Origin of the sequence: Streptomyces sp. BK208 (assembly GCF_004364245.1) — a bacterium.
Taxonomy (GTDB): domain Bacteria; phylum Actinomycetota; class Actinomycetes; order Streptomycetales; family Streptomycetaceae; genus Streptomyces.
The window spans coordinates 81,609-107,421 of sequence record NZ_SOAV01000007.1 but is presented as its reverse complement, the minus strand read 5'-3'; the positions used below and the strand labels follow the sequence as shown (position 1 = coordinate 107,421).

Annotated in this window: 25 protein-coding genes; 11 read left to right on the top strand and 14 right to left on the bottom strand. The window is 72.9% G+C overall.

Annotated features, from left to right (window positions below):
• Nucleotides 1-212: 212 nt before the first annotated feature.
• The 4 genes from EV562_RS18765 (at nt 213) to EV562_RS18750 (ending at nt 3,308) form a co-directional block, all read left to right on the top strand.
• Nucleotides 213-605 (top strand): DUF202 domain-containing protein, encoded by a 393-nt coding sequence (locus tag EV562_RS18765; protein WP_133887966.1) that lies wholly within the window; start codon nt 213-215, stop codon nt 603-605.
• Nucleotides 606-607: 2 nt separating this feature from the next.
• On the top strand, nt 608-937 hold the full coding sequence (locus EV562_RS18760; protein ID WP_166661869.1) for a DUF202 domain-containing protein: 330 nt from the start codon (nt 608-610) through the stop codon (nt 935-937).
• A 124-nt stretch (nt 938-1,061) separates the two neighbouring features.
• Nucleotides 1,062-2,087: a phosphotransferase family protein gene (locus EV562_RS18755; protein WP_133887965.1), complete on the top strand. Its 1,026-nt coding sequence runs from the start codon at nt 1,062-1,064 to the stop codon at nt 2,085-2,087.
• A 6-nt stretch (nt 2,088-2,093) separates the two neighbouring features.
• On the top strand, nt 2,094-3,308 hold the full coding sequence (locus EV562_RS18750) for an acyl-CoA dehydrogenase (protein ID WP_133887964.1): 1,215 nt from the start codon (nt 2,094-2,096) through the stop codon (nt 3,306-3,308).
• A 54-nt stretch (nt 3,309-3,362) separates the two neighbouring features.
• Here EV562_RS18750 and EV562_RS18745 read toward each other — a convergent pair whose 3' ends face one another.
• From EV562_RS18745 to EV562_RS18735, 3 genes are read right to left on the bottom strand one after another with little or no spacing between them, the layout of a single operon-like run.
• Entirely contained in the window at nt 3,363-3,956 is a 594-nt protein-coding gene (locus EV562_RS18745) for a TetR/AcrR family transcriptional regulator (RefSeq protein WP_133887963.1), read from the bottom strand.
• Between the two features lie 33 nt (nt 3,957-3,989).
• Nucleotides 3,990-5,660: an AMP-binding protein gene (locus tag EV562_RS18740; protein WP_133887962.1), complete on the bottom strand. Its 1,671-nt coding sequence runs from the start codon at nt 5,658-5,660 to the stop codon at nt 3,990-3,992.
• Nucleotides 5,657-6,427, bottom strand: coding sequence for an SDR family oxidoreductase (locus EV562_RS18735; RefSeq protein WP_133887961.1), 771 nt, complete (start codon nt 6,425-6,427; stop codon nt 5,657-5,659). Before EV562_RS18735 ends, EV562_RS18740 begins: the two co-directional genes overlap by 4 nt.
• Nucleotides 6,428-6,669: 242 nt before the next feature.
• Between EV562_RS18735 and EV562_RS18730 the strand changes: the two genes are divergently transcribed.
• Nucleotides 6,670-7,929 carry a DUF1343 domain-containing protein gene (locus tag EV562_RS18730; RefSeq protein ID WP_208298377.1) on the top strand — a complete coding sequence of 420 codons (1,260 nt, stop codon included), beginning with the start codon at nt 6,670-6,672 and terminating at the stop codon, nt 7,927-7,929.
• 16 nt (nt 7,930-7,945) lie between these two features.
• Here the strand turns inward: EV562_RS18730 and EV562_RS18725 are convergent, their stop codons facing one another.
• Nucleotides 7,946-10,753, bottom strand: coding sequence for a penicillin acylase family protein (locus tag EV562_RS18725; protein ID WP_166661868.1), 2,808 nt, complete (start codon nt 10,751-10,753; stop codon nt 7,946-7,948).
• A gap of 223 nt (nt 10,754-10,976) precedes the next feature.
• Here EV562_RS18725 and EV562_RS18720 point away from each other — a divergent pair, with 223 nt between their 5' ends.
• Together EV562_RS18720 and EV562_RS18715 are read left to right on the top strand one after the other, a co-directional pair.
• The gene (locus EV562_RS18720; RefSeq protein ID WP_133887958.1) at nt 10,977-11,579 is read left to right on the top strand and encodes a hypothetical protein; all 603 of its coding nucleotides are present in this window, start codon (nt 10,977-10,979) and stop codon (nt 11,577-11,579) included.
• A 96-nt stretch (nt 11,580-11,675) separates the two neighbouring features.
• Nucleotides 11,676-12,413 carry a 3-keto-5-aminohexanoate cleavage protein gene (locus EV562_RS18715; RefSeq protein WP_166661898.1) on the top strand — a complete coding sequence of 246 codons (738 nt, stop codon included), beginning with the start codon at nt 11,676-11,678 and terminating at the stop codon, nt 12,411-12,413.
• 32 nt (nt 12,414-12,445) lie between these two features.
• On the opposite strand, the gene soxR is transcribed toward EV562_RS18715, so the two are convergent.
• Complete coding sequence (soxR, locus tag EV562_RS18710; protein ID WP_133887956.1) at nt 12,446-12,967, bottom strand: redox-sensitive transcriptional activator SoxR; 522 nt, start codon at nt 12,965-12,967, stop codon at nt 12,446-12,448.
• Nucleotides 12,968-13,094: 127 nt separating this feature from the next.
• Between soxR and EV562_RS18705 the strand changes: the two genes are divergently transcribed.
• Nucleotides 13,095-13,556, top strand: coding sequence for a MaoC family dehydratase (locus tag EV562_RS18705; RefSeq protein ID WP_133887955.1), 462 nt, complete (start codon nt 13,095-13,097; stop codon nt 13,554-13,556).
• Here the strand turns inward: EV562_RS18705 and EV562_RS18700 are convergent.
• The 3 genes from EV562_RS18700 to EV562_RS18690 form a co-directional block, all read right to left on the bottom strand.
• The gene (locus tag EV562_RS18700; RefSeq protein WP_133887954.1) at nt 13,547-14,191 is read right to left on the bottom strand and encodes a TetR/AcrR family transcriptional regulator; all 645 of its coding nucleotides are present in this window, start codon (nt 14,189-14,191) and stop codon (nt 13,547-13,549) included. The genes EV562_RS18705 and EV562_RS18700 overlap by 10 nt on opposite strands.
• 116 nt (nt 14,192-14,307) lie before the next feature.
• A complete protein-coding gene (locus tag EV562_RS18695) occupies nt 14,308-14,622 on the bottom strand; it encodes a YiaA/YiaB family inner membrane protein (RefSeq protein ID WP_133887953.1) in 315 nt (104 codons plus the stop codon).
• A gap of 86 nt (nt 14,623-14,708) precedes the next feature.
• Nucleotides 14,709-15,860 (bottom strand): acyl-CoA dehydrogenase family protein, encoded by a 1,152-nt coding sequence (locus EV562_RS18690; protein ID WP_133887952.1) that lies wholly within the window; start codon nt 15,858-15,860, stop codon nt 14,709-14,711.
• Nucleotides 15,861-15,949: 89 nt separating this feature from the next.
• Here EV562_RS18690 and EV562_RS18685 point away from each other — a divergent pair, with 89 nt between their 5' ends.
• The 3 genes from EV562_RS18685 to EV562_RS18675 all read left to right on the top strand — a co-directional run bounded on the left by EV562_RS18685 (nt 15,950) and on the right by EV562_RS18675 (nt 18,483).
• Nucleotides 15,950-16,591, top strand: a complete 642-nt coding sequence (locus tag EV562_RS18685; RefSeq protein WP_133887951.1) for a TetR/AcrR family transcriptional regulator — start codon at nt 15,950-15,952, stop codon at nt 16,589-16,591.
• A 57-nt stretch (nt 16,592-16,648) separates the two neighbouring features.
• Complete coding sequence (locus EV562_RS18680; protein ID WP_133887950.1) at nt 16,649-17,362, top strand: winged helix-turn-helix domain-containing protein; 714 nt, start codon at nt 16,649-16,651, stop codon at nt 17,360-17,362.
• A gap of 146 nt (nt 17,363-17,508) precedes the next feature.
• Nucleotides 17,509-18,483, top strand: coding sequence for a DMT family transporter (locus EV562_RS18675; protein WP_133887949.1), 975 nt, complete (start codon nt 17,509-17,511; stop codon nt 18,481-18,483).
• 57 nt (nt 18,484-18,540) lie between these two features.
• Here EV562_RS18675 and EV562_RS18670 read toward each other — a convergent pair whose 3' ends face one another.
• The 6 genes from EV562_RS18670 to EV562_RS18645 all read right to left on the bottom strand — a co-directional run bounded on the left by EV562_RS18670 (nt 18,541) and on the right by EV562_RS18645 (nt 25,731).
• Nucleotides 18,541-19,638, bottom strand: coding sequence for a Zn-dependent alcohol dehydrogenase (locus tag EV562_RS18670; RefSeq protein ID WP_133887948.1), 1,098 nt, complete (start codon nt 19,636-19,638; stop codon nt 18,541-18,543).
• A gap of 22 nt (nt 19,639-19,660) precedes the next feature.
• The gene (locus tag EV562_RS18665; protein ID WP_133887947.1) at nt 19,661-21,049 is read right to left on the bottom strand and encodes an aldehyde dehydrogenase family protein; all 1,389 of its coding nucleotides are present in this window, start codon (nt 21,047-21,049) and stop codon (nt 19,661-19,663) included.
• A gap of 121 nt (nt 21,050-21,170) precedes the next feature.
• Complete coding sequence (locus tag EV562_RS18660) at nt 21,171-22,508, bottom strand: ABC transporter ATP-binding protein (protein WP_133887946.1); 1,338 nt, start codon at nt 22,506-22,508, stop codon at nt 21,171-21,173.
• Nucleotides 22,509-22,752: 244 nt separating this feature from the next.
• Nucleotides 22,753-22,965 carry a hypothetical protein gene (locus tag EV562_RS18655; protein ID WP_133887945.1) on the bottom strand — a complete coding sequence of 71 codons (213 nt, stop codon included), beginning with the start codon at nt 22,963-22,965 and terminating at the stop codon, nt 22,753-22,755.
• 2 nt (nt 22,966-22,967) lie between these two features.
• Nucleotides 22,968-24,221, bottom strand: a complete 1,254-nt coding sequence (locus EV562_RS18650) for an MFS transporter (protein WP_133887944.1) — start codon at nt 24,219-24,221, stop codon at nt 22,968-22,970.
• Between the two features lie 31 nt (nt 24,222-24,252).
• Complete coding sequence (locus EV562_RS18645) at nt 24,253-25,731, bottom strand: citrate:proton symporter (protein WP_133887943.1); 1,479 nt, start codon at nt 25,729-25,731, stop codon at nt 24,253-24,255.
• Between the last annotated feature and the right edge of the window lie 82 nt (nt 25,732-25,813).

Below are 25,813 nucleotides of genomic sequence, written 5' to 3'. Positions count from 1 at the left end.
ATTCCGCGCCGTTCCGAGGACGAACACCCCCGGCGCGGCCCCGCACCACCCACCGCACACACCGCGCAGGCCGCACCCTCACCACCCCGCACAGGCGCCGCAGGCACCACACACCCCCACCACCCCGCACAGGCGCCGCAGGCACCACACACCCCCACCACCCCGCACAGGCGCCGCAGGCATCCGCGGCGGAGGCCGGATAGGGTCCCCGGGTGATCGATTTCGTGCGGAGCGTCCGGTTGTGGTTCGTGCCTGCGGAGGTGCGGCAGGAAGGGGGCACCCCCGACTACCGCTTCTCGCTGGCCAACGAGCGGACGTTCCTGGCCTGGCTGCGCACCGCCCTCGCCCTGATCGGCGGCGGTTTCGCGGTGGACCAGTTCCTGCCCGACCTGCGCTGGGGCTGGCGGGTCGGGCTCGCGCTCGCGCTGCTGGCCGCCGGTGTGCTGTGCTCGCTGCGGGCCGTGAACCACTGGGCGCGCTGCGAGCGCGCCATGCGCCGGGGCGAGGACCTCCCGGTCTCCCGCTTCCCGGTGCTGCTGAGCCTGGTCGTCGCCGTGGTGGCCGTGGTCATGGTCGTCGTGGTCCTCGTCGGCTGGGAGGGCTGAGGGTGAGCGGCGCCGACGCGGGTGCGCGGGACCGTGACCCCGGGCTGCAGCCCGAGCGCACCCGGCTCGCCTGGCGCCGCACCACCCTGTCCGGCACCGTCGTCGCCGTGCTCGCCGCGAAGGCCGCGCTGCACGGCGGGGCGACGACCCTCTCGGTGCTCGCCGCCGCCCTGAGCTGCGCCCTGTGGCTGGCCTTCCTCCGTATCGCCCACGGACGCATCCGCGCCCTCGCCGCTGCGGACCGGCCCCGCGCCCTCACCCCGCCGCACGCCGCCGCCGCGGCACTGTGCACGCTCGCCCTCGCGCTCTGCGGGGCGCTCCTCGTCCTCTGAGGGCGAGACCAGCACGCCGCCGGACCACCCGTAACACCGATCACGTTCCGCCCGCCCACTGGACGGCATACCGACCGGTCGGCATCATGTGGGAGGTACTGTTCACCTGCCCCAGGGAGCGACGATGAGCCCCGACCACCCGCCCGGACTCGATCTCGACCGGTTGCGCGTTCTGCTCGACCGCGAGCGGCCCGGTCTGGTGACCGGCCCGCTGTCCGGCCGGCTGATCGAGGGCGGACGGTCGAACCTCACCTACGCCGTCTCGGACGGGGCGGCCCGCTGGGTCGTACGGCGCCCGCCGCTCGGCCACGTGCTGGCCACGGCGCACGACATGCGGCGCGAGCACCGCGTCATCAGCGCCCTGCATCCCACCGACGTGCCCGTGCCGCGCCCGGTACTCCTGTGCGAGGACGAGGAGGTGCTCGGGGCGCCCTTCTACGTGATGGAGTTCGTGGAGGGCACCCCGTACCGCACCGCCGAGCAGCTCGCTCCCCTCGGTCCCGAGCGCACCCGCGCCGCCGTGCTGAACCTGGTCGACACGCTGGTCGGGCTGCACGCGGTGGACCCCGTCGAGGTGGACCTCGCGGACTTCGGCCGCCCGGAGGGCTTCCTGGACCGCCAGCTGCGCCGCTGGGCCAAGCAGCTCGACGCCTCCCGCAACCGCGACCTGGCCGGGATCGACGAGCTGCACGCCACTCTCGGCCGGGAGCTGCCGCGCTCCCCCGCCCCGGCCGTCGTGCACGGCGACTACCGCCTCGACAACGTCCTGATCGGCGGCGAGGACGACGAGATCCGGGCGATCCTCGACTGGGAGATGTCCACGCTCGGCGATCCGCTGACCGACCTCGGGCTGCTGGTGATGTACAGCAGCCCGCTGGGCATGCCCGACTCCCCCGTCTCCACCACCGCACAGGCACCCGGCCACCCGGCCCCCGCCGAGCTGATCGAGCGGTACGCGGCGCGCTCGGGGCGCGACGTCTCCACGGTCGCCTGGTACACGGCGTTCGCGTGGTTCAAGCTCGCCGTGATCCTGGAGGGCATCCACTACCGCTACACGCTGGGCCAGACGGTCGGCCGCGGCTTCGACCGCATCGGCGACCTCGTCCCCGTCTTCATCGAGCACGGCCTGACCACCCTTCAGGAGGGCTGACCCGCCATGGACTTCGCGTACGACGCACAGACCGAGGAACTCCGCGCAAGGCTGCTCGCCTTCATGGACGAGTACGTCTATCCGGCCGAGCAGGTCGCCCACGAGCAGCGCGCCCGGCTCGCCTCCCCGTGGGACACCCCGCAGGTCGTGGAGGACCTCAAGGCCGAGGCCCGCCGCCAGGGCCTGTGGAACCTGTTCCTGCCCGACGCCGAGCACGGTGCCGGTCTCACCAACCTCCAGTACGCCCCGCTCGCCGAGATCACCGGCCGCAGCCCGCAGCTGGCGCCGACGGCGACGAACTGCGCGGCGCCGGACACCGGGAACATGGAGGTGCTGGCCCAGTTCGCCGACGAGGCGCAGCGAAAGCAGTGGCTTGAGCCGCTGCTCGCCGGGGAGATCCGTTCGGCGTTCGCGATGACGGAGCCGGACGTGGCCTCCTCGGACGCCACGAACATCACCACGCACATCGAGCGCGACGGCGACGAGTACGTCGTCACGGGGCGCAAGTGGTACATCTCCGGGGCGATGAACCCGGACTGCAAGATCTTCATCGTGATGGGCAAGACCGACCCGGACGGCGAGGACATCCGCCGCCAGCAGTCGATGGTGCTGGTCCCGCGCGACACGCCCGGGGTGACGGTGAACCGGGCCATGCAGGTCTTCGGTTACGAGGACCACTACCACGGCGGCCACGCCGAGGTGACCTTCGACCACGCGCGCGTGCCGGTGTCGAACCTGATCGGCGAGGAGGGCGGCGGCTTCGCCATCGCCCAGGCCCGGCTCGGCCCCGGCCGCATCCACCACTGCATGCGGCTGATCGGCATGGCCGAGCGCGCGATCGAGCTGATGTGCCGCCGCGCCGTGTCCCGCGAGGCCTTCGGCAAGGCGCTGGCCCAGCAGGGCGTCGTCCACAACTGGATCGCGGACGCCAGGGTCACCGTCGAGCAGCTGCGGCTGCTGGTGCTGAAGACCGCCTGGCTTATGGACACCGTCGGCAACCGGGGCGCGCACACCGAGATCCAGGCCATCAAGATCGCCACGCCCCGCGCGGTGGTCGACATCATCGACCGGGCGATCCAGCTGCACGGCGCGGGCGGCGTGAGCCAGGACTTCCCGCTGGCCGAGCTGTACGCGGGTGCGCGGACCCTGATGATCGCCGACGGCCCCGACGAGGTGCACCAGCGCTCGCTGGCCCGCCGGGAGATCAAGAAGTACCGCTGAGCGGGCGACGCCCCCGGGGATGCCGCCCCGGGGGCCCGTCGCCTCGGGGGCGTCTCAGGGACGCAGGGCCCGCAGCAGCAGATCGGCGAGGTGGTCGGCGACCTCCTGCGGGCTGAGCGGGCCGTTCGGGCGGTACCAGGTGGACAGGTGGTGGATGGACCCGAAGTGGTAGTCCACCACCAGGTCGGCCGGGGTCTCCTTGGTGAAGACGCCGGTCCGCTGGCCTTCCTCGATGAGCGCGCGGAAGCGCTCGTGGTAGCGCCGGCGCTCCGCCCGCACCTGCTTGTTCTTCTCCGGGCTGAGCTGGTGCATGGAGCGGAAGAAGATCGACGCGTCGTCGAGGTTGTCGATGGTGGTGACGACGACGTCGGCCGCCGCGTCCCGCACCCGCCGCTCGACCGGCTCGTCGGCGTCCGCGAAGGCGTCCAGGCGTTCCTGCTGGAGGCGCAGCACGCGCGCGTACACCTCGTGCAGCAGGTCGTCCTTGGACCCGAAGTAGTGGTAGAGCGCGCCCTTGGTGACGCCCGCCGCCTCGACGATCTCCTGTACCGAGGTGCGGTCGTAGCCCTGCTCGGCGAAGAGCCGGGTGGCGGCGGCCAGGAGCCGCTGCGGCACCGGAGTGCCGTCCCCGTCCGTGGTCCTGGGCACTGCCGTCACCTGCCTTTCCGTTTCACTGTCCGTTCACTGCTGCGTCCCGCTGCTTCCGGAACGCAGTTCCCGACGGAGGATCTTCCCACTCGCCGTCTTCGGCAACTCGGGCAGGATCTCCACCTGACGCGGGTATTTGTAGGCGGCCAGTCTCTCCTCGCAGTACGCGACGAGGGCGTCCGGGGCCGTGTCGGCGCCCGGCCGGAGGCTGATGTACGCCTTGACGGTCTCCCCGCGGTACCCGTCCGGCACGCCGACGACGGCGGCCTCGCGCACCGCGGGGTGGGTGTAGAGCACGTCCTCGACCTCGCGCGGCCAGACCTTGAAGCCGGAGGCGTTGATCATGTCCTTCTTGCGGTCGACGACGTAGAGCCAGCCCCGAGCGTCCATGAAGCCGATGTCGCCGGTGCGCAGCTCGCCGCCGGGGAAGGTCTCGGCGGTGGCGTCCGGGCGGCGCCAGTAGCCCGGGACGACCTGCGGCCCGCTGACGACGATCTCGCCCTGCTCCCCGAACGGCACCTCGGCGCCCTGTTCGTCGACGATCCGCACGACGGTCTCGGGCCCGGGCACGCCGACGGCCAGGGTCCCGGAGACGGGGTCCACGGGGGCTTCCAGGTGTGGCGGTACGGAGGCGCAGGGCGCGGTGCACTCGGTGAGTCCGTAGCCGTTGCGGATGTACGGGCCGAAGCCCGCGCGGAACTTCTCCACCAGGGCGGGCGGCAGCGGGGCGCCGCCCGAGGAGATGTTGGCGAAGGACGCGAAGTGCTCTCGGGTGACCGAGGGGTGGGCGGCGAGCGCCATGAAGGCCGTGGACGGCCCGACCGTGTAGTGCGGCCGGTGCTCGGCGAACGCGTCGAGGACGACTCCCGCCTCGAACCGGTACGCCAGGACGAGGGTGCCCACGCTGTTGAGGCAGGCCCCGAACTCGCAGACCATGCCGGTGATGTGGAACAGCGGGGCCAGCGCGAAGTAGACCGGCGCCGCGGGCAGACCGAGCCCGGTGCGCTGCCGTTCGGCGTTGTACATGATGTTGCGGTGGGTGTTGGTGGCGCCCTTGGGGGTGCCGCTGGTGCCCGAGGTGTAGCTGATGAGCGCGGTGTCACCGGGCTCCGGGTCACGGCCCCCGGGTGCCCGGTGGCCGGCGCGGGCCACCCGGGCGAGGTCGTCGGCGTCGGGGGCGTCCGGCTGCCGCTCGAACGTCAGCACGCGCGCGTCCCCGCGGGTCTGGAAGTCCAGCTCGCACCCGGTGAGCACGATCCGCACCGGCGAGCCGGCGGCCGTCTCGCGCAGGTACGACGCCCAGGCACGGTCGGAGCAGATCAGGGCGGCCACCTCGCCGTCCCGCAGGACGTGGCCGACCTCCCCCGACTTGTACATCGGGTTGACGGGCACGACGACCGCCCCCGCCTTCCACGCGCCCAGCACGGCGAGCACGAAGTGCGGGGAGTTCTGCAGCAGGACCGCGACCCGGTCGCCGCGCTCCAGGCCGCGCGCGGCGAGGTGCCCGGCGACGGAGTCGCTCAGCTCGTCCACCTCGCGGTAGGTGAGGCGGCCGTCGAAGTAGGCGAGGAAGACGCGGTCGGGCACCTCGGCGGCGGCCCGGCGCAGGGCGTGGACGAGGGAGGCGTCGGGGTCGAGCGGGGCCTTCTGCGCGTCGGTCAGCAGGCCGAGCCAGGGCCTGTCCGCGTAGCGGGAGCCGGTCATCGGGCCGTCGCCTCCTCCCACTGCCGCTGGAGCCGGTTCATCCCGTGCAGCCAGCGGTCGGGTTCGGTGGCCCGGGCCTGGTAGTACTCGGCGACCTCGGGGTGCGGCAGGATCAGGAAGCGGTCCTCCTCGATGCCCTTGAAGAGGGCGTCCGCCACGTCCCGCGGTTCGATCGCGGTGGGCCGCAGCACCAGGTCGCCCGCGCTGCCGCTGGCGGTGAGCATGTCGGTGCGCACCCCTTGCGGGCAGATGGCGTGGACCTTGATCCCGCGGTGGCGGTAGGTCAGGGACAGCCACTCGGCGAAGGCGTACGCGCCGTGCTTGGTGACGCTGTAGGGGGCGGCGCCGATCATGGTGAGCAGTCCGGCGGCGGAGACGGTGGAGACGAAGCGGCCGCTGCCGCGCTCCAGCCAGTCGGGGATCAGCTCGTGGGCCGCGCGGACGTGGGCCATGACGTTGACGTCCCAGGCCAGTGCCCAGACCGCCTCCTCGGCGGCCTCCGTACCGCCCGAGCCGACGCCCGCGTTGGCGCAGTACACGTCGACGGTGCCGCCCAGCGCCTCGCGGGCCTCGGTGACGACCGCGGAGGCGTCACCGGGGACGGCGATGCCGCCGATCTCGTCGGCGACGGCCTCGGCCCGGTCGGCGTCCAGGTCGTTGACGACGACCCGGGCCCCCTCGGCGGCGAAGCGCCGGGCCAGCGCGGCCCCGATGCCGCCTCCCGCCCCGGTGACGACGACTCCGGCATCCTGCACGGCTTCCACCATCGGTCTCCTTCGGCACGACTGCGGCCCGCCGGCCGCGGTTCGACTGCGGCACACCACGGCGCGGCTGTGAAGCGGCACGGCGCCGCCGGCGACACCCCGCGGCGGCCCCGCCGCAGCGCCAGACTAACCAGTCGGTATGTCGTACGGAAGAGGCGAACCGCGGTCTACTCCATTCCCCGGGCCCCGGGGTGCGGGTTAGCGTGCGTGCGCATGACACCCGCCGCGATCACGGAGGTCACCGCATGACGCTGTCCAGACGGAACCTGCTCGCCACGACGGCCGCGGTGGCGGCCGGCACCACCGCCGCCGCGTCGGCGGGCCCGGCACACGCGGCCCCTGCGGGGCACGGGGGCCGCCGGCTGCGCACGGGCTTCGAGCGCCTCGCCGACGGCGGCTACGCCCCGCTCGACGGGCAGAAGGTCGGCATCGTCACCAACCCGACCGGCATCACCCGGGACGTGCGCCACATCGTCGACGTCATGCACGCCGACGGCCGGGTGAACCTGACGGCCGTCTTCGGGCCCGAGCACGGCTTCCGGGGCACGGCGCAGGCGGGCGGCTCCGAGGGCCGCTACGACGACCCCGCCACCGGGCTGCCGGTCTACGACACGTACCTGAAGAGCGGGCAGCCGCTCGCGGACGTGTTCACGGCGTCCGGCGTGGACACGGTCGTCTTCGACATCCAGGACGTGGGCGCGCGCTTCTACACGTACATCTGGACGCTGTTCGACTGCATGGAGGCGGCCTCGCTCGCGGGCAAGCGGTTCGTGGTCCTGGACCGGCCGAACCCGGTGACCGGGCGGGCGGCCCTCGGGCCGGTCCTGCACAAGGAGTTCGCGACCTTCGTCGGACGGCAGCCGATCGCGCAGGCGCACGGCATGACGGTCGCGGAGCTGGCGCTGCTCTTCAACGGCGAGTTCCTGACGTCGCCGGTGCCGCTGGAGACGGTGACGATGACGGGCTGGAGGCGCTCGGAGTTCTACGACACCTCCGGGCTGCCCTGGGTGCCGCCGAGCCCGAACATGCCGACGCCGGAGTGCGCACTGGTGTACTCGGGGACCTGTCTGTTCGAGGGCACGAACCTCTCCGAGGGCCGCGGCACCACCCGCCCGTTCGAGCTGCTGGGCGCCGAGGGGATCGACGGGGCCTGGGCCGCCGCCGCGAACGAGGCCGGCCTGCCGGGGGTGCGCTTCCGGGAGGCGTACTTCGCCCCAACCTTCTCCAAGTTCCAGGGGAAGACCGTCGGGGGTGTGCAGCTCCATGTGCACGACCGGGCCGCGTTCGACCCGGTGCGCACCGGGATCGCCCTGCTGGTGACCGCGAAGCGGACCTGGGACGGTTTCGCCTGGCGGTCGGACAACTGGATCGACAAGCTCACCGGTTCCACGCAGGTGCGCACGATGATCGACGCGGGCGCGGACACCGACGAGGTGGTGGACGGCTGGGAGAGGGAACTGGCGGCGTTCCGGAGGACCCGCCGCCAGTACCTGCTCTACCGCTGAGGCCGCTGCCGGCCGGTCACCGGTGGGAGGTGAACTCCACGACCTGCTGGTAGGTCGGCCGGTTCTGCCAGCTGATGCCGCCGTGCTTGACGCCGCCGAGGGTCCGGTGGATCACCGAGTCGGCGCACCACTGGTCCCCGGCCGAGCAGTTGTCGTCGCCGGGGTAGACCTGGGCGGCCGTGCGGCCCGCCGCCTCCTTGAGGGTGCTGACCAGGGTGTCCCGGCAGGCGGCGAGGTCGCCGTCGCCGCAGTACGGGTGTGCCAGCGGGCCCTTGACGGACTCGCCGAGCACGGACCTGACGTCCTTGTCGACATAGCTCCACCAGCCGTACTGGAAGGCGCTGCCGGCGTGCGCGCCGGTCGGGCCGTGGGCGGCGGACGGGGACTCGTCGACGGGCAGGTTCCGGGTGAACGCGGTGTACAGGTCGCTGCCGAGCCCGGGTTCGAACTCGGCCTTCACCAGCAGCGGCCACCAGGCGTCCAGGGTGCGGATCGCGTCGGCGTGGGCGTACTTCTTCGAGCCCGCCGAGGTCTCCGTGCGCAGGCCGCCCGCGGACAGCCAGGCCTTGAGCCCGTCCACGGCCGACTTCGCCGCCGGGTCGGTCACCGGCGCCGACTCGACCACCTTCAGCAGGTCGGGCACGACGTCCTCGGCCCGCAGGTCGGCCAGGCCCGCCTCGGCCATGGCCCCGACCAGCGCGGTGCGGGTGACGCCGCCGGCCGCGACCAGCTTCTTCACGCGGTCGTCGAGGAGGTTGCCGCGGTGGACGGAGCCGTTGCCCCAGGAGGCGGCCGGGTAGTCCCTGGCCTGCTTGTTGTTCCAGGAGACGTAGTAGCCCTGGTCGACCGACTGCGGATGGGCCGAGGCGCCGGTGTACCGGGCGGTGTTGGCGGCCGCGTCCCAGCCCTGCCACTCGTACGCCTGGCGTGCCCAGACCGGGAACTCGGCGTCGACGCCGTTCGCCCGCACCGGGTTGTCGCCGCTGTTGTAGTACGCGGTGTGCTCGGAATCCGCGTAGAACCAGTTGAAGGTGTAGTTGATGTGCTGGACGGCGCCCTGGAAGCGCTCGGGACCGTTCAGGTAGTCCGGGTCGTTCAGCATCTGGAAGCCGATGATCGAGTCGGCCTCGTGGAGGTAGGAGGAGCGCAGGGTCGTGTAGGCGACCTTCTTGCCGCCGACCGTGGCGCGTGACTCGACCGGGCCGTACTTGGTGCGCCAGACGCGCATCGTGTAGGAGCCGGCCGCGGTGGAGTCGGCGACGGTCGGCTTCCAGGCGTTGCGCCGCTCGACCTTCTCCATGGGGGTGCAGGTGCCGCGGTAGAGGTAGTGGTAGTCGTCCTGGCACAGCTCGACCGCGTAGGTGTCGATGATGTCCTGGCCCGAGGTCGTCGCGCTCCAGGCGTAGTCCTGGCCCCGGCCGAGCTCGACGTACATGCTCAGTCCGGCGAAGGAGGCGCCGCGGGCGCTGATGCCGGGGCCCTGGATCTCCTGCAGCATCAGCAGCTGCGGGGCGAAGTAGCCGGTCTGCGGTCCGAAGACGGCGACCGGGTGTCCGCTCGCGGTGTGCTCGCCGCTGACCACCAGGGCGTTGGACATGCCGCGCCGCGCCGAGGTCACGGCCGTGTCCGCAGCCTTCGCGGAGGCGCCGGTCGCGCCCGCCGCGCCGGCGCTGCCGGTGCGGTCGTACACCAGTGGCTCCGCCTGGACGGACCCGGCGTCGGGCAGGGCGCGGCCCTGCGGGTCGGCCGGGGTGGGCAGGTACGGGAAGCTGCCGTCCTGCTGGGTGAGGACGGCCTCCGGGTCGTTGCGCTGGCGGAAGGACTCCCAGACCTTCGTACCCTCGGCGACGCCGTACTTCTCCTGGGCGGCCAGGAGGGAGAGCGCGTTGTTGACCTCGCCGCCGCCTCCGGCGCCGAAGAGGGAGCCGATGACGGAGGCGAGCGCGATGAGGTCGCTGCGCTGGAAGTGATCGATGGTGCCGGCGTTGGTGACGGCGTTCTTGTGGCCGGTCAGGACGTACTCACCGGGGAAGTAGCGGCCCTTGTCGGAGGCGTCGATGTAGGCGTTGACGCCGGCGACGTAGGCGTCCACGTCGGCCAGGGCCAGCTCGCCGCGCTCACCGGCCTTGGCGGCGGCGCTCTCGATCTGCGCCTCCAGGTCGGCCTCGGTGTACGGAGCGCTGCGCCAGAACTGCTGCTCCAGACCCTGGTTGGCGGGGGCGCCGCCCGCGAACGGGGTCAACTGGCCGCGTCCGACGTGGCGGAAGAGGTCCATGAGCCAGAGCCGGTCCTGGGCCGCGGCGTAGCCGGCGCCGAACTCGGTGCCGTAGCGGGTGGTGCCGGTGATGTGCGGTACGCCGGTCTTCTTGTCCCGGACGATGGTCACGTCGTCGCGTCCGGCGGGGCGGACGGTGGAGGCGGCCTGACCGGCGGGGACGCCGAAGGAGGCGTCGTTGAAGAAGTCGTTGATCTTGTCGTTGGTGAGGCCGGAGTAGCCGGTGGCCAGCTTCGCGTACGGGCCGAGCTGGTCCTCGGCGTGCGCGGGCTGGGTGCCGAACGCCTGGTTGAGGAGGATCTGGGCGAGCGTCGCGTTGCCGTTCTGCCCGGGCGGCAGGATGTCGGAACACTGCCCGCCGCAGTGGTCGTCGGCGGCGGCCCGGGCGGCCGCGGCCTCGGCGGGCCCGGTCCCGGCGGCCATCGCCGGGGAAAGGGGGGACAAAACTCCGGCAATGAGGGCGCATACGGATGCGGTCTTCAGGAACCCGTGGAAGCCGCGGGGAGTTCTCAGTCCGTCAAGGGCGTTGCGTGGGGTGCGCCGTGGCATGGCAGCTCCTCCCGACGAGGGTGTGGCGGGACGTTACCGCCGGTATCCCCCGAGTGGGAAGGTGAACATGCGTCACTTTTTGGAAGCGGATGGATCGGCGGATGAGGGGCATCGGAAATCGGATGGAGCCGAATCGGTTGTCGATACGTCTATTCGGCGACGTCTCCTCGACGACGCCGAAGTGACCGAAGTACAGGTGCAGATGTGACGGAGGTGCAGGGCGATGGCCGGTTTCCGAAGTCTGGCGAGACAGGTCCGCGATCCACGGTGTGACCTGGCGCTGCGGCGCTACTCACTGCGCAAGTGTCTTGAGCGTTTTGCCCCTTATGGGCACAGGGCGACCTGGGATCATCTCTGCTCCCGGGCCGGGTTCGGTCCCGAGGACCGCTCTCCCGACCCAGCGCGGCTCGTGGCCGCACTGGAGGAGCTGGAGGAAGCGCGTTCGGTGTGGCTGGCCTACGAGGCCGGATTCGCCGAGCGGCGCAAGAAGGAGAAGCACGACGGGCTGCGCAGGCCGGGCAGCGTGGACGACTGGCACCGGCTGACCTGGGGCGGTTTCGGGGTGGCCTGGTGCGACGATCCCCGGGTCCACCCCGACGGGCCGCTGGCGGAGGTGCTGCGCCGGCTGATCGCGGCACTGGAGCGCGAGCCGGGCTCGGTCTGCCCGGTGTGCGACGGGGAACGCCTGTTCTGGAAGTACGACTTGGACCACGAGCCTTCGACGGGCCCCGTCTGCGCGGACTGCGGGATCCTCGTGCCGCGGCCCGTCCTGACTCCGGACGCGCGGGCGGACGCCCGCCGGGACCGGTTGCTGATGTCGGCCTAGCCGCCGCGGGGGTGTGCCGGGGATGCCGCACCCCCGGTGGAATGGCCGGTTCACGGTCCGGCGGGCGTTGCCGGTGGCGTCCGGCACCATGGGGGAATCGTGCAGTTGTGTGTGAACGGGGCGCGGGGCAGCGCCGACGGCGCGGTGGTGCCGCTGTCGCCGGAGGCGGTCGCCGAGTCGGTGGCCGAAGCGGTCGCGGCCGGGGCCGATGACGTCCATGTCCACCCGAAGACGCCGTGCGGGCGGGACACGTTGTCGCCGCGGGTGCTCGCGGCGGCGCTGGAGGCGATCAGGGCGCGGGTGCCGTCGTCGGTGCCGGTGGGCGTCACGACGGGCGCCTGGGCCGAGCCCGACCCGGCGGCCCGGGTGGCGCGGATACGGAGTTGGTCGGTGCTGCCCGACCACGCCTCGGTCAACTGGCACGAGCCGGGCGCCGAGGAGGTCGCCGTCGCGCTGATCGGGCGCGGGGTCGCGGTGGAGGCGGGCATCTGGTCCGGCACGGACGGTGCGGCGCGCTTCCTGCGCTCACCGCTCGGGCCCCGGGTGCTGCGGGTCCTCGGGGAGGTGACGGACACCGACCCGGCGACCGCTCGGGACTCGGCGCGCGCCCTGCTGACCGGGCTCGGCACGGCGTACGGCCGCCCCGTCCTGCTGCACGGTGAGGACGGCGGCGCCTGGCCGGTGCTGCGCCTGGCCGGCCGGCTGGGCCTGGCGACCCGGATCGGCCTGGAGGACACCCTGTCGCTGCCCGACGGCACCCGGGCCGCCTCCAACGCCGAGTTGGTCACCGCGGCGCTGGCGGAGTGGACCTCGGCCCGCCGGGGCGCCGGCTGACACCCCGTCGGCCCGCGCGACTCACCACGCCGTCACTCGCCGCGGTCCCGCGCGGGACCCGGCCGGCCGCCGCCGGTGGTGGGGGTGGTGGCGCTCCCCCGGCGCTCCACGAGCAGGCGGGAGCCGGTGTGGCGTTCGCCGAAGACGTCGTCGGGGTTGGACAGGACGCAGGTCTCCAGGGACAGGCAGCCGCAGCCGATGCAGTCCGTGAGGTGGTCGCGCAGCCGGTTGAGCTGCTTGATGCGCTCGTCCAGTTCGGAGCGCCAGGACTCGGAGAGCCGGGCCCAGTCCTCCTCGGTCGGCGTGCGCTCCTCCGGCAGCGCGGCGAGCGCCTCGCGGATCGTGGCCAGCGGGATGCCCACGCGCTGAGCGGCGCGGACGAAGGCGACCCGGCGCAGCGCGTCACGGCCGAAGCGACGCTGGTTGCCCGAGGTGCGGCGACTGCTGATCAGTCCCTTGGACTCGTAGAAGTGCAGGGCGGAGACGGCGGCACCGCTGCGCGCGGCGAGCTGGCCGACCGTGAGCTCGTGGATCTTCTCGGGAATCTGGGGCACCTCTCGAAGCCTACCGACCCCGTCACCCGTCCGGTCCGTTGACATGGACTCCCCCTACCAGCATGCTAAGCAGTCGCTTAGACTGATACGGATTCGCTGGGACCAGTACGACTTGGGAGGCCGGGACATGGCAGAGCCGAGGATCTTCGCGTCCGCCGACGAGGTGAAGGCGGCGGTGGGCGAGCAGCTCGGGTACACCGACTGGCTGGAGGTCGACCAGAAGCGGGTCGACCTGTTCGCCGAGGCGACCGGGGACCACCAGTGGATCCACGTGGACCCCGAGAAGGCGGCCGCGGGCCCCTTCGGCGGCACGATCGCACACGGCTATCTGACCCTGTCGCTGCTGCCGCTCTTCGGTCCGCAGCTCATCCGGGTCGAGGGCGTGAAGATGGGTGTCAACTACGGCACCAACAAGGTCCGTTTCCCCTCCCCCGTGCCGGTCGGCTCGCGCCTGCGCGCCACGGCGACGATCACCGGCGTCGAGGACGTCACCGGCGGCATCCAGGTGAGCGTCGCGTTCACCGTGGAGCGCGAGGGCGGCGACAAGCCGGTGTGCGTCGCCGAGTCGGTCTCCCGCTACTACCTCTGAGCGGAGCCGGCGGGTTCCGCCCCCACCATCCGCAGGACGAGGTCGGCGTAGAGCGCGCCGACCTCGTCGGGCGTCCGTGGGCCGTTCACGTTGAACCAGCGGGCCACGTCGATGCAGAGCGACAGCACGGCCAGCGTCGTGCCCTTGACGTCCGGCACGTCGAACTCGCCCGTCGCCACGCCGTCCTCGATGATGCCGCGCACGGCGGCGTCGCACTGGCGGCGCAGCGCGAGGATCTCCTCGCGTGCCCCGGGGCCGAGCGCGTCCAGCTCGTACTGCACCACCCGGGCGGTGGTGCGCCGGCCGGCGTGCCAGCGCACGAAGGAGCTCACGGCGTCGGCGAGCCGCTCGGTGGCGCCGCCCTCACCCTGGGCGGCCGTCCGCAGGATGCCCACCGCCCGGTCGTGGCCGATCCGGCTGATGCGGTGCAGCAGCTCTTCCTTGGTCTTGTAGTGGATGTAGAGCGCGGCCGGGCTCATGCCGGCCCGCCCGGCGATGTCGCGGGTGGTGGTCGCGTGGTACCCGCGCTCGGCGAACGCCTCCACGGCGGCGACCAGCAGCCGCCGGGCCGCGTCAGGCGTGACCTCTTCCCACGGCTCGATGTCGCCGCCCGTCGTCTCGGCCGCCGTACTCATCGCTCGTTCGCCCCTCTCGGTGACAGGAGCACCACCATACCGCCGAAGCTGAGCGGGCGCTTAGGGGCTGCCCGGCGGACGAGGTCCGGGCGGGTGCCGGGGGGCGTCGTTCCGGGTCAGGGTCGCTGCTGCGCCGGGGCGCCGCCGCTCTGGTGGAAGGGGTCGTGCTCGACGAGGATCTTGTCCAGCCGCGCCTGGTCCACCCGGCTCACGATCTGGCCCACCTCCTGGCGGTCCCGGATGATCTTGGCGAGTGTGAAGGCGGAGGTGACCAGGTACAGGACGGCGATGGCGAGGAAGCCGCGCACCCACGCGTTCGCCTGGAGCTGGTAGATGCCGATGGCGGTGGCGGCCATGGCCACCGCGAACGACGCCACGGCCTGGCCGTAGAAGGCCGCCGTGGTCTGCTGCTTGACCGGAGTCTCACTCATGGGAAAAGGATCGGCGGACGCGGCCGGGGCCACATCCGCCGCGGTACTCAGTCCGGGTACTCAGAATCCGCGCCCGGGGCCGGCGCTCAGAAGGCCGAGACCCCGGTGAGCGCGCGCCCGATGACCAGCTTCTGGATCTGGCTGGTGCCCTCGTAGAGGGTCATCACGCGGGCGTCGCGCAGCAGTTTGCCGGCCGGGTACTCGTCGATGTAGCCGTAGCCGCCGAAGACCTGGAGGGCGTTGTTGGCGGCGCGGACGGCGGCCTCCGAGGCGAAGAGCTTGGCCTTGGAGGACTCGACCGTGAAGGGCTGTCCGCGGTCGATCAGGTCGGCGACCCGCCAGGTCAGCAGCCGGGCCGCGTCCACGTCGAGGGCGATGTCGCTGATCAGCTCCTGGACCAGCTGGTGGTGGGCGATGGTCTTCCCGAACTGCTCGCGCTCCCCCGCGTACCTCACGGCGGCGTCCAGCGCGGCCTGGGCTATGCCGACGCAGCCGGCCGCGACCGACATCCGCCCCTTGGCGAGGGCCGACATGGCGACCGTGAAGCCCTTGCCCTCGGGCGCCAGCATCGCCGAGGCGGGGACCCGGACGTCCTCCAGGACCAGTTCGGCGGTGGCCTGGCCGCGCAGCCCCAGTTTGCCGTGGACGGTGCGACGGGTCAGGCCGGGGGTGTCGGTGGGCACGAGGAAGGCGGAGACGCCCTTGTGCCCGGGGGCGTCGGTGGAGCGGGCGAAGAGCAGGACGACGTCGGCCCAGGTGCCGTTGGTGATGAACATCTTGGTGCCGTTGAGAACGTAGTCGTCGCCGTCGCGCACCGCACGGGTGGAGAGGCTGCCCGCGTCCGACCCGGTGCCGGGCTCGGTGAGGCCGAAGCAGCCGACGTACTCGCCGGAGGTGAGCCCCGGCAGCCAGCGCCGCTTCTGCTCCTCGCTCCCCCAGGCGGCGACGGTCTTGGCGACCAGGCCGAGGGAGACGGAGACGATGCCGCGCACGGAGCTGTCACCGCGCCCCAGCTCCTCCGTGACCAGGCAGTAGGCGAGGTGGTCGCCGCCGGACCCGCCGTACTCCTCGTCGATCGTGAGGCCGAGGAAGCCGACCTCGCCGAGCTTCTTCACGATCCCCCGGTCCACCTCCTCGGCGCGGTCCCAGGCGACCACGTGCGGGGCGATCTCGCGCGCCACGAAGTCCCGCGCGAGCTGCCGTACGGCGCTCTGCTCCTCGCTGAGCTCCAGATTCATGCCGAGTCACCCCACAGAAGACGGATCTTGAAGGCCGGACCTTTAAATTAGCACTGCTAGTTTAAAGCCGCAGCCCTACTATGTGCGCCATGGCCCGACCGCGCAAGCCCCTGCTCAGCACCGACCGGATCGTCGAGACGGCCCGCGCCCTGGTGGACGCGGAGGGCCTGGCGGCCGTCTCCACGCGCCGGCTGGCCGCGGAACTGGGGGTCAGCGGGCCCTCGCTCTACAACCACTTCCGTACCAAGGACGAGATCCTGGAGGCCGTCGCCGACTCGGTGAGCGCGCAGGTCGACCTGTCGATGTTCGAGGACGGCCGGGAGTGGCGGACCGCGCTGCACGAGTGGGCCGTCTCGTACCGGACGGCGCTGCGCGACCACCCCAACATCGTGCCGGTGCTGGCCCACGGTCCCGGCCGCCGCCCGGCCGCGCTGCACCTCGCGGACGCGGTCTACGGCGCGATGGTCCGGGCGGGCTGGCCGCCGGCGCAGGCCACCTCGATCGGCGCGCTGATGCGGTACTTCATCATGGGCTCGGCACTCGGCTCCTTCGCCGGCGGCTTCGTGGACGACGCCGGCGCCTACGACCCCGCCGACTACCCGCACCTCCAGCAGGCCCACCTTCTGGCGGAGCAGCAGGAGAAGATCGACGAGCGCGCCTTCGAGACCGGCCTGACGGCGCTGCTGGACGGGCTGGCGCAGCAGTACGCGCAGGTCGCGCAGGACGCCTGAGGGGCACCTGCGACACTTCGGTGCCCGCCGAACCGTGCGTGGCGCATCCTGGGACGCATGACCGAGAAGGACGCCGGGGCACCCGGGCTCGCCCGCCTGGCCGGGCTGATCGCCGACGAGACACGCGCCGCCTGCCTGCTGGCGCTGCTGGACGGGCGGGCGTGGACCGCCGGTGAGCTGGCCCGGCACGCCGGGGTCGCCGCGTCGACGCTGAGCGAGCACCTGGGCAAGCTCGTCGCGGGCGGGCTGCTCGCCGAGGAACGGCAGGGGCGGCACCGGTACGTGCGGCTGGCCGACGACCGGGTGGCGCAGCTGGTGGAGGACCTGGCGGCGCAGGTGGCCCCGCAGGCCGCCGCCCGCCGTCCGCGCACCCTGCGGGCGTCCAGCGCCGGGTCCGCGATGGCCCGGGGGCGCACCTGCTACGACCATCTGGCCGGGCGGCTCGGCATCGCGGTGACCGACGCGCTGACCGGACGCGGGCTGCTGCGCCAGGACACCGGCTTCGCACTCACGGACGCGGGTCTCGGCTGGTTCGACGCCGCCGGCATCCCGCTGCGGCCCACCGGTCGCCGGCCGCTGGCCCGGGCCTGCCTGGACTGGACGGAACGCCGTCCCCATCTCGCGGGTGTGGCCGGCGCGGCGCTGTGCCGGCACGCCCTGAACGCGGGCTGGTGCCTGCGCATCGGTTCGGAGCGGGCGGTGAAGGTGACGCCCGCGGGAGAGCGGGCGCTGTCCGAACTGCTGGGCATCGACGCGGTTGCCCTGCGCTGAGCTGCGGGCACCGCGTCACCGTCGGTACCGGGTCCGGCGTCGACACCGACACCGGGCCCACCGTGTCCGGCACCGGCATCGGCCCCGGACTCACAGTCCGTAAATCCGCCAGCGGGAGCGACTTTCCGCTGCCTGACCTCGGGAGCATGATGAGCACCGCCCCCACGTCCCCTCGCGCCTCCTCGCACCGCCGTCCGGAACTGCTCGCGGCCGGCGCGGCCACGGTCACCGTCGTGCTGTGGGCCTCCGCCTTCGTCTCCATCCGCAGCGCGGGCGACGCCTACTCACCGGGAGCGCTGGCCCTCGGGCGGCTGCTGTCGGGGGCCCTGACGCTCGGCGTGCTCTGTCTGCTGCGCCGGGAGGGGATGCCGCCGCGGGCGGCCTGGCGCGGGATCGTCCTGTCGGGGCTGCTGTGGTTCGGCTTCTACATGGTCGTCCTGAACTGGGGCGAGCAGCGGGTGGACGCGGGCACGGCCGCCCTCGTGGTGAACGTCGGTCCGATCCTCATCGCGCTGCTCGGCGCCCGGCTGCTGGGCGACGCGCTGCCGCCGCGGTTGCTGGCCGGGATGGCGGTGTCGTTCGCCGGTGCGGTGACCGTGGGCCTGTCCATGTCGGGCGAGGGCGGGTCCTCGCTGTTCGGGGTGGTGCTGTGCCTGCTGGCCGCGATGGCGTACGCGGGCGGGGTGGTCGCGCAGAAGCCCGCGCTGGCGCACGCGAGCGCCCTTCAGGTGACGACGTTCGGCTGCCTGGTCGGCGCGGTGCTCTGCCTGCCGTTCACGGGGCAGCTCGTGCGGGAGGCGGCGGGCGCGCCCGTCTCCGCGACGCTCAACATGGTCTACCTGGGCGTGTTCCCGACCGCGCTGGCGTTCACGACGTGGGCGTACGCGCTGGCCCGGACGACGGCCGGCCGCATGGGCGCGACCACGTACGCGGTGCCCGCCCTGGTCGTCCTGATGTCGTGGCTGGCGCTGGGCGAGGTGCCGGGGCTGCTCACCCTGGCGGGCGGGGCGCTGTGCCTGGCGGGCGTGGCGGTGTCCCGGTCGCGCGGGCGTGCGGCCACGCCCCCGGGACCTGCCGAGCCCACGACGGGACAGCGACGCGAGGACGCGGGGCGGGCGTAGGACGCGTCCCGCCCCGCCGGGACGCGTGTCCCGGCCCCGCCCACGCCCCGGCGGGTGTCAGAAGACCACCAGTGCCCGCCCGCCCTTGCCCGCCAGCATGTTCTCGAAGGCCGCCGGGATGCCGTCCAGGGCGATGCGTTCGGTGACCAGCGCGCCGAGGTCGAGGCGGCCGGCGCGGACGTGTTCGGCGAGGACCGGGAGGTCCCGGGCGGGGTCGGCGTTGCCGTAGACGCAGCCGGACAGGGTGCGGCCCCAGTGGAAGATCTCCAGGGCGTTGAAGGTGACCTGCTGGTCCTTGCCGCCGATGCCGACGACCGTGGTGCGGCCGCCGCGCCGGGTGGACTCCCAGGCGGTGCGGATGGTGGTCGCGCGGCCGACGCACTCGACGGCGACGTCCACGCCCTGCTTGCCGGTGAGGGCGCGGACCTCGCGGGCGGTGGTGTCGGAGGCGAGGAGGTAGTCGGTGGCGCCCGCGGCGCGGGCCAGCTCCTCCTTCTCGGGGGACACGTCGACGGCGACGATCGTCGACGCCCCGGCGATCCGTGCCGCCTGGAGGGTGGCAAGGCCCACTCCCCCGACGCCGAAGACCGCGACCGTCTCGCCCTCGCGGACCCGCGCCGAGTGGTGGACGGCGCCGTAGCCGGTGAGGACGGCGCAGCCGAGGAGCGCGGCCTCGGTGAGCGGGATGCCCTCGGGGGCGGGCAGGACGCAGGACGCGGACACGACCGTCTCCTCGGCGAACGCGGCGACGTTCAGGCCGGGGTGCAGGTCGGTGCCGTCGTCGGCGCGGCGGGCGTGCACGTCGGCGGCGCCGGCCAGGGCGTTCGCGCACAGCCAGACCTCGCCGAGCGTGCAGGCGTGGCAGGAGCCGCAGGACGGCGCCCAGTTGAGGACGACGTCGTCGCCGGGGGCGACACGGGTGACGCCCTCGCCTACGGCGACGACGGTGCCGGCGCCCTCGTGGCCGAGGACGGCGGGCAGCGGCACGCGCATCGTGCCGTTGGACAGGGAAAGGTCGGAGTGGCAGACCCCGGCGGCGGCGAGCTTCACCCGGACCTGCCCCGGGCCGGGCTCGGGCAGTTCGATCCCGGTGACCTCCAGCGGGGCACCGATGGCGGGTACGACGGCGGCGCGGACTGCGGTACGGACGGCCATGAGGTGGGGGCTCCCCTGCGGGCTAGAACTGGAGGGACTTGGTCTGGAGGTACTCGGCGAGGCCGTGGGCGCCCAGCTCGCGGCCCACGCCGGACTGCTTGTAGCCGCCGAAGGGCGCCAGCGGGTTGAACCGGCCGCCGTTGATGTCGACCTGGCCGGTGTCCATCCGGCGGGCGAAGGCGACCGCCTCGGCCTCGTCCCCGGCCCAGACGGCACCCGCGAGGCCGTAGACCGTGCCGTTGGCGATGCGCAGGGCGTCGTCCTCGTCCTCGTAGCGCAGGATGGACAGGACGGGGCCGAAGATCTCCTCCTGGGCGATGGTCATCTCCTCGGTCACCTCGGCGAAGACCGTGGGGCTGACGAAGTAGCCCTGCTCGCGCGGCGCTTCGGGGCCGCCCGCGACCAGGCGCGCGCCCTCGGCGACGCCCTTGTCGATGTAGCCGCGCACCCGCTCCTGCTGCTTGGCGTTGACGACCGGTCCGATCCGGTCGCCGTACTTCGCGGCGGCCTCGGCGGCGAGCGACACGGCCTCGTCGTAGTGGTCGCGGTGGACCAGCATGCGGGTCCAGGCGCTGCACGTCTGGCCGGAGTTGGACATGACGTTGGCGACGCCGACGTTGACCGCCTTGGCGAGGTCGGCGCTCGGGAGGATCACGTTGGCGGACTTGCCGCCGAGTTCGAGGGCGACCCGCTTGACCGCGGCGCCCGCGGTGGCGCCGATCCGGCGGCCCACGGCGGTGGAGCCGGTGAAGGAGACCAGGTCGACGCCGGGGTGTTCGGCGAGGGCCTGACCGGCGACCGGGCCGAGGCCGGTGACCAGGTTGAAGACACCGGCGGGGACGCCCGCCTCGTGCACGGCCTCGGCGAAGAGCTGGGCGGTGAGCGGGGTGTCCTCGGCGGGCTTCAGCACGATCGTGCAGCCGGCCGCGAGCGCCGGGGCGACCTTGGCGACGATCTGGTGGAGCGGGTAGTTCCATGGAGTGATGGCGCCGACCACACCGACCGGCTCGTGGTGGACGACGGAGTTGCCGACCTTCTCCTCGAAGGCGTACGTCGCCGCCAGCTCGGCGTAGGAGCCGGCGACCGCGATCGGGGCGCCGGCGTGCACGGCCTGCGAGAACTTCAGCGGGGAGCCGAGTTCGGCGGTGACGGTCTCGGCGATCTCGTCCTTGCGGGCCACCAGGACGTCCCGCAGCGCGGCCAGGCGGGCGGCGCGCTCGGCCGGCGGCGTGGCGGCCCAGCCGGGCAGGGCGGCGCGTGCGGCCCGTACGGCGGTGTCGACGTCCAGGGCGTTGCCGGCGGGGACGCGGCCGATCACCTGCTCGTCGGCCGGGTTCACGACCTCGATCGTGTCCCGGGTGCCGGCGGGGCGCCAGGCCCCGTCGATGTACATGCCGTCGTGTGCCTTCATCGCGTTCCTTCCGGGCGGGCCTCGTCGTGCGGCCCAAACTAGCGCCGATAGTTTTACGGCACCAGGGGCTGCCCCGATGGTGGCGCGGGTCACCCTTCCGGCGTGCGCGATATCGGCGGGGTCACTCCTCCAGCTCGGGCAGCCGCGCCGGGGCGGGGCAGATGCGGTCGCCGTGCTGGTCGAACACGAACAGATGGGCGAGGTCGACGAGGAGGGGCACCTGCATGCCGTGGCGGAGGTCGATGTCGGGGGTGGTCCGGACGATCAGGTCGCCGGGGAGGCGGCCGTCGGGCGCGGCGACCGCGGGTCCGGGTTCCTCGGGTTCGTCCATCACGACGACCGGCCCGGCGCGCAGGGCGCCCGCGCGTTCCCTCAGCCGGTCCAGGACCGTGCCGTCGCGGCGTCGCCGCCTGACCGGGCGGGTGGCGGGGCGCGGCGCCTCCAGGTCGGGCACGACGGCCGGCTGCGAACCGGTGTTGAAGTGCACGAGGATCTCGTGCCCCTGGAACTCGACGTGTTCCACGAGCCCGGTGAGCAGCACCTCGCCGGGGCGGGCGGACGAGGGTTTCGCGATCCGCACCGCCTCCGAGCGCAGGCCCACGATCACCTCGCGGCCCTGCTGGACGCGGAGCAACTGGTGGTCCAGCGAGAGCGGTTCGGGCAGGCGCAGGAACTGCTTGCCCAGACTGATGGTCATCGCCCCGTCCAGCGGCGCGCGCACCAGGCCGCGCAGCAGGTTGATGCGCGGGGTGCCGATGAAGGCGGCGACGAAGACGTTGCGCGGCAGGGCGTAGACGGCGCGCGGGGTGTCCACCTGCTGGAGGACCCCGCCGCGCAGGACGGCGACGCGGTCGCCGAGGGACATGGCCTCGGACTGGTCGTGGGTGACGTAGATCGTGGTGACGCCCAGTTCCCGGGTGAGCCGGGTGATCTCGGCGCGCAGGTGGTTGCGGAGCTTGGCGTCGAGGTTGGACAGCGGCTCGTCCATGAGGAAGGCGGTGGGGTGGCGGGAGATGGCCCGGCCCATGGCGACCCGCTGGCGTTCCCCGCCGGAGAGCTGGGCGGGGAAGCGGTCGAGCAGGTCCTCGATGCCCAGCATCCGGGCGGTGGCGTCCACGCGGGGGGTGTGGTCGGTCTGCGGATCCTCGACGCGCAGCGGGAAGCCGATGTTCCCGCGGGTGGTCATGTTGGGGTACAGGGCGAAGTTCTGGAAGACCATCGCCATCCGCCGCTCGGCCGGGAGCAGGTCGTTGGCGTACGCGCCGTCCAGCGACAGCTCCCCCTCGGTGATCTCCTCGAGCCCGGCGATCATGCGCAGCACGGTCGACTTGCCGCAGCCGGAGGGACCGAGCAGGACGAGGAACTCGCCCGGCGCGATGTCCAGCGACAGCCGGTCCACCACGCGGACGCCTCGCGCGTAGGTCTTGCTCACGTCGTGCAGGGAGATGGCGCGTGTCATGGAGGTGCCCCCGGGGCTCACTGAGCGCTGGTGCTCCGCGGTCGGTCGCCCTCGTGCGGGTCGTACGGGGCGTGTGAGTCACGGAAGTTAACGGACTGTGCCCGGCCGGGGGAAGACACCGGACGACATCTCGGAGGACCGTCCATCTGGTGAGAAAGCGGACGGCCGGATTCAGGGCCTGGAGCGTCTCACTGGGTGATCAAGGCAGCCCGGTCGTCGGCTCGGCCACCGGGTCCGTCGTCGTTCAGCCGTCCGACGAGCCGCCGGAGTCGTCGTCCGCGCCGCTCCGGCCGCTCGATCGGCCGGAGCGGCCGGAGGAGCGCACCAGCTCGCCCGCCACCAGGGTCGTCTTCGCCACCGCGCGGGTCCAGGACGGGCCGCCGCGGGCCGCCCACACGACACAGGCGCATCCGCCGACCGCGAGGAGCAGGACCACGCACAGCAGGAGCAGGATCATGCTCACCCCTTCCTTTCCCGGCACGGCCGGCCGGCACCGGCCCGGTCCGCGACATCCTGCCCCACGGGCGCCCTCGGCCGGTCGGTCGGCCCCGCCGAGGGGGCCCGCAGGGCGACGCCCGAGGAGAGCAGGAGCAGTGCGCCGAGCATGACGAACGGCGCGGCCACGCCCGCGACGCCCGCGACCAGGCCCGCGGCGGCGGGGGCGGCTACCTGGCCGAGGCGGTTGCCGGTCAGGCGCAGTGCGAGGGCCGTGGAGCGCGCCTCGTCGGGGGCCGCCTGCACGACGGTGGTCATGGACAGCGGCTGGCCGACGCCCAGGCAGAACCCGAGGACGACCAGCATCAGGGCGAGCGCCCACACCGGCACCGGCAGCGCGACCCCGGCGCACAGCAGGGCGGCCAGCAGACACGTGACGGTGAGCAGCACCGTGCGGCCGAGCAGTCGCAGCAGAGGCGTCAGCACCAGTCGGCAGGCGATCGTCGCGGCGGCCCGCACGCTGAGCAGTACGCCGATCACGGCCGGGGAGATCCCCCGGTGTTCGCCGACCACCGGCAGGTAGGCGGTGAGGATGTCGGTCGCGGAGAGCACGGACAGGCTGATCAGGATGCCCGCGGGCACACCCCGGGAGCGCAGGATGCCGCTCACGGGGACGCGCGTGCCCCGTTCCGCACGGGAGACGGCGGCGCCCGGGTGCTCGATGCGCCACAGGGACGTGAAGGCGACCGCCGCGCCCGCGCCCGCCACCAGCAGGGCGAGCGCGCTGCTGCCGGCCATGTCGGGGCCGCCGATGAGCGCGCCCGCCGCGACGGGGCCGATCAGCTGGCCGAGCGAGGCGCCGATGGTGAAGTGGCCGAAGTTGCGGTCCTGTTCGTGCGGCGCGGACTGGCGTGCGACCAGCGACTGGGCGCCGATGACGAAGCAGAGGTGCCCGAGGCCCATGACGCCGCTCCACAGGGCCATCGTCCACAGGGACCCGGCGGCACCGCTCAGTGCGCAGCCCCCGGCGATGAGGACGACACCGACGGGCAGCAGCGGCGCGCAGCGGCCGTGGTCGGTGCGGCGGCCCAGCGGAACGGCGGCGAACAGCGGCAGCAGCGCGTACACACCGGCGATGACGCCGACCGCCCGTTCGTCGGCGCCCAGCGCGAGGGCCCGGTAGGAGACGGCGGGCCGGGCCATCGACACCGCCCCCTGCGCGAAGCCGAAGGCGATGACGAGGCGGAGCAGCCAGCCGCGGTTCCCACCGGGCGCCATGATCGTGTCCTTTCCCGCGGAGGGCCTGAGGTCAGATGATGCCGAACACGATGCCGGCCGCCAGGATCACCAGGCTCGTCAGGACGGCCCACTTGACCACGAACCGCGTGTGGTCGCCGAACTCGACCTTGGCCATGCCGACCAGGACGTACACGGCCGGGACGAGCGGGCTGGACATGTGCAGCGGCTGGCCGACGATCGAGGCTCGGGCGATCTCCAGCGTCGACACGCCGTGCGCCTGGCCGGCCTCGGCGAGCACCGGCAGGACGCCGAAGTAGAAGCCGTCGTTCGACATGAAGTAGGTCAGCGGCAGGCTCAGCAGGCCGGTGACCAGGCCCATCTGCGGCCCCATGCCGTCCGGGATGGTGTCCACGAGCCAGTTGGCCATGTGGTCGACCATGCCGGTGCCGGTGAGGACGCCGGTGAAGACGGCGGCGGCGAAGACCATGCCGGAGACGTTGAGGACGTTGTCGGCGTGGGCCGCGATGCGGGCCTTCTGGTCGGGCACGCGGGGGAAGTTGACGGTGAGCGCGAGCGCGGCGCCGACGAGGAAGAGCACCGGGATCGGCAGCAGTTCCATGATCATGGCGGTGAGCAGCGCGACGGTCAGCAGCGCGTTGAACCAGTACAGCTTCGGACGCAGGGTGGGCCGGTTCGGGTCGAGACCCTTGAAGTCGTCCTCGGAGGCGTCGGAGGCGTCGGAGGCGTCCGACGCCTCGGACGCACTGTCCCGGCCGGCCGCCGCGCCGCCACCGCCCGTCCCGCCGTGAGCGGCGCCGGAACCCGCACCGGCACCCGCACGCGCACCGGACGCTCCGGAGGCCGCGCCCGCGCCGGCACCGACCAGCACAGCCTCGGTCTCCGCCTCGGGTGCCGGCGCCTCGTCCAGCGACAGCGTGCCCAGCCGCCTGCGCTCGCGCACACCGAGCACGTACGCCAGGACGAGGACCGCGACGAGGCCGACGGCCAGGGCCGGGATCATAGGCACGAAGATGTCGGTGGCGTCGACCTTCAGCGCGGTGGCGGCGCGGGCGGTGGGGCCGCCCCAGGGCAGCGTGTTCATGACGCCGTTGGCCATCGCGGCGACACCGGTCATCACGACCAGGCTCATCTTGAGCCGCTTGTACAGCGGGTACATCGCCGAGACCGTGATCATGAAGGTGGTGGAGCCGTCGCCGTCCAGCGAGACGATCGCGGCGAGCAGCGCCGTGCCGACGACGATGCGCATCGGATCGGCCTTGCAGAACCTCAGGATGGCCCGGACGATCGGATCGAAGAGCCCGACGTCGATCATCACGCCGAAATAGACGATCGCGAACATGAGCATCGCCGCGGTGGGGGCGAGGCTGGACACGCCGTCGATGACGTAGTCGCCCAGATGGGCGCCCTTGCCGACGATCACGCAGAACAGCGCGGGGATCAGCACGAGCGCCGCGATCGGCGACATCTTCTTCATCATGATCAGGACCAGGAAGGTCGCGATCATGGCGAAGCCGAGGATGGTCAGCATGTGTGAGTACCTAACGTTCGCCCTTGAACATCCCACCGGGGCAGGCGGTGCGAGCGACGTTAGGTGGCGCGAGGGAGCGTTA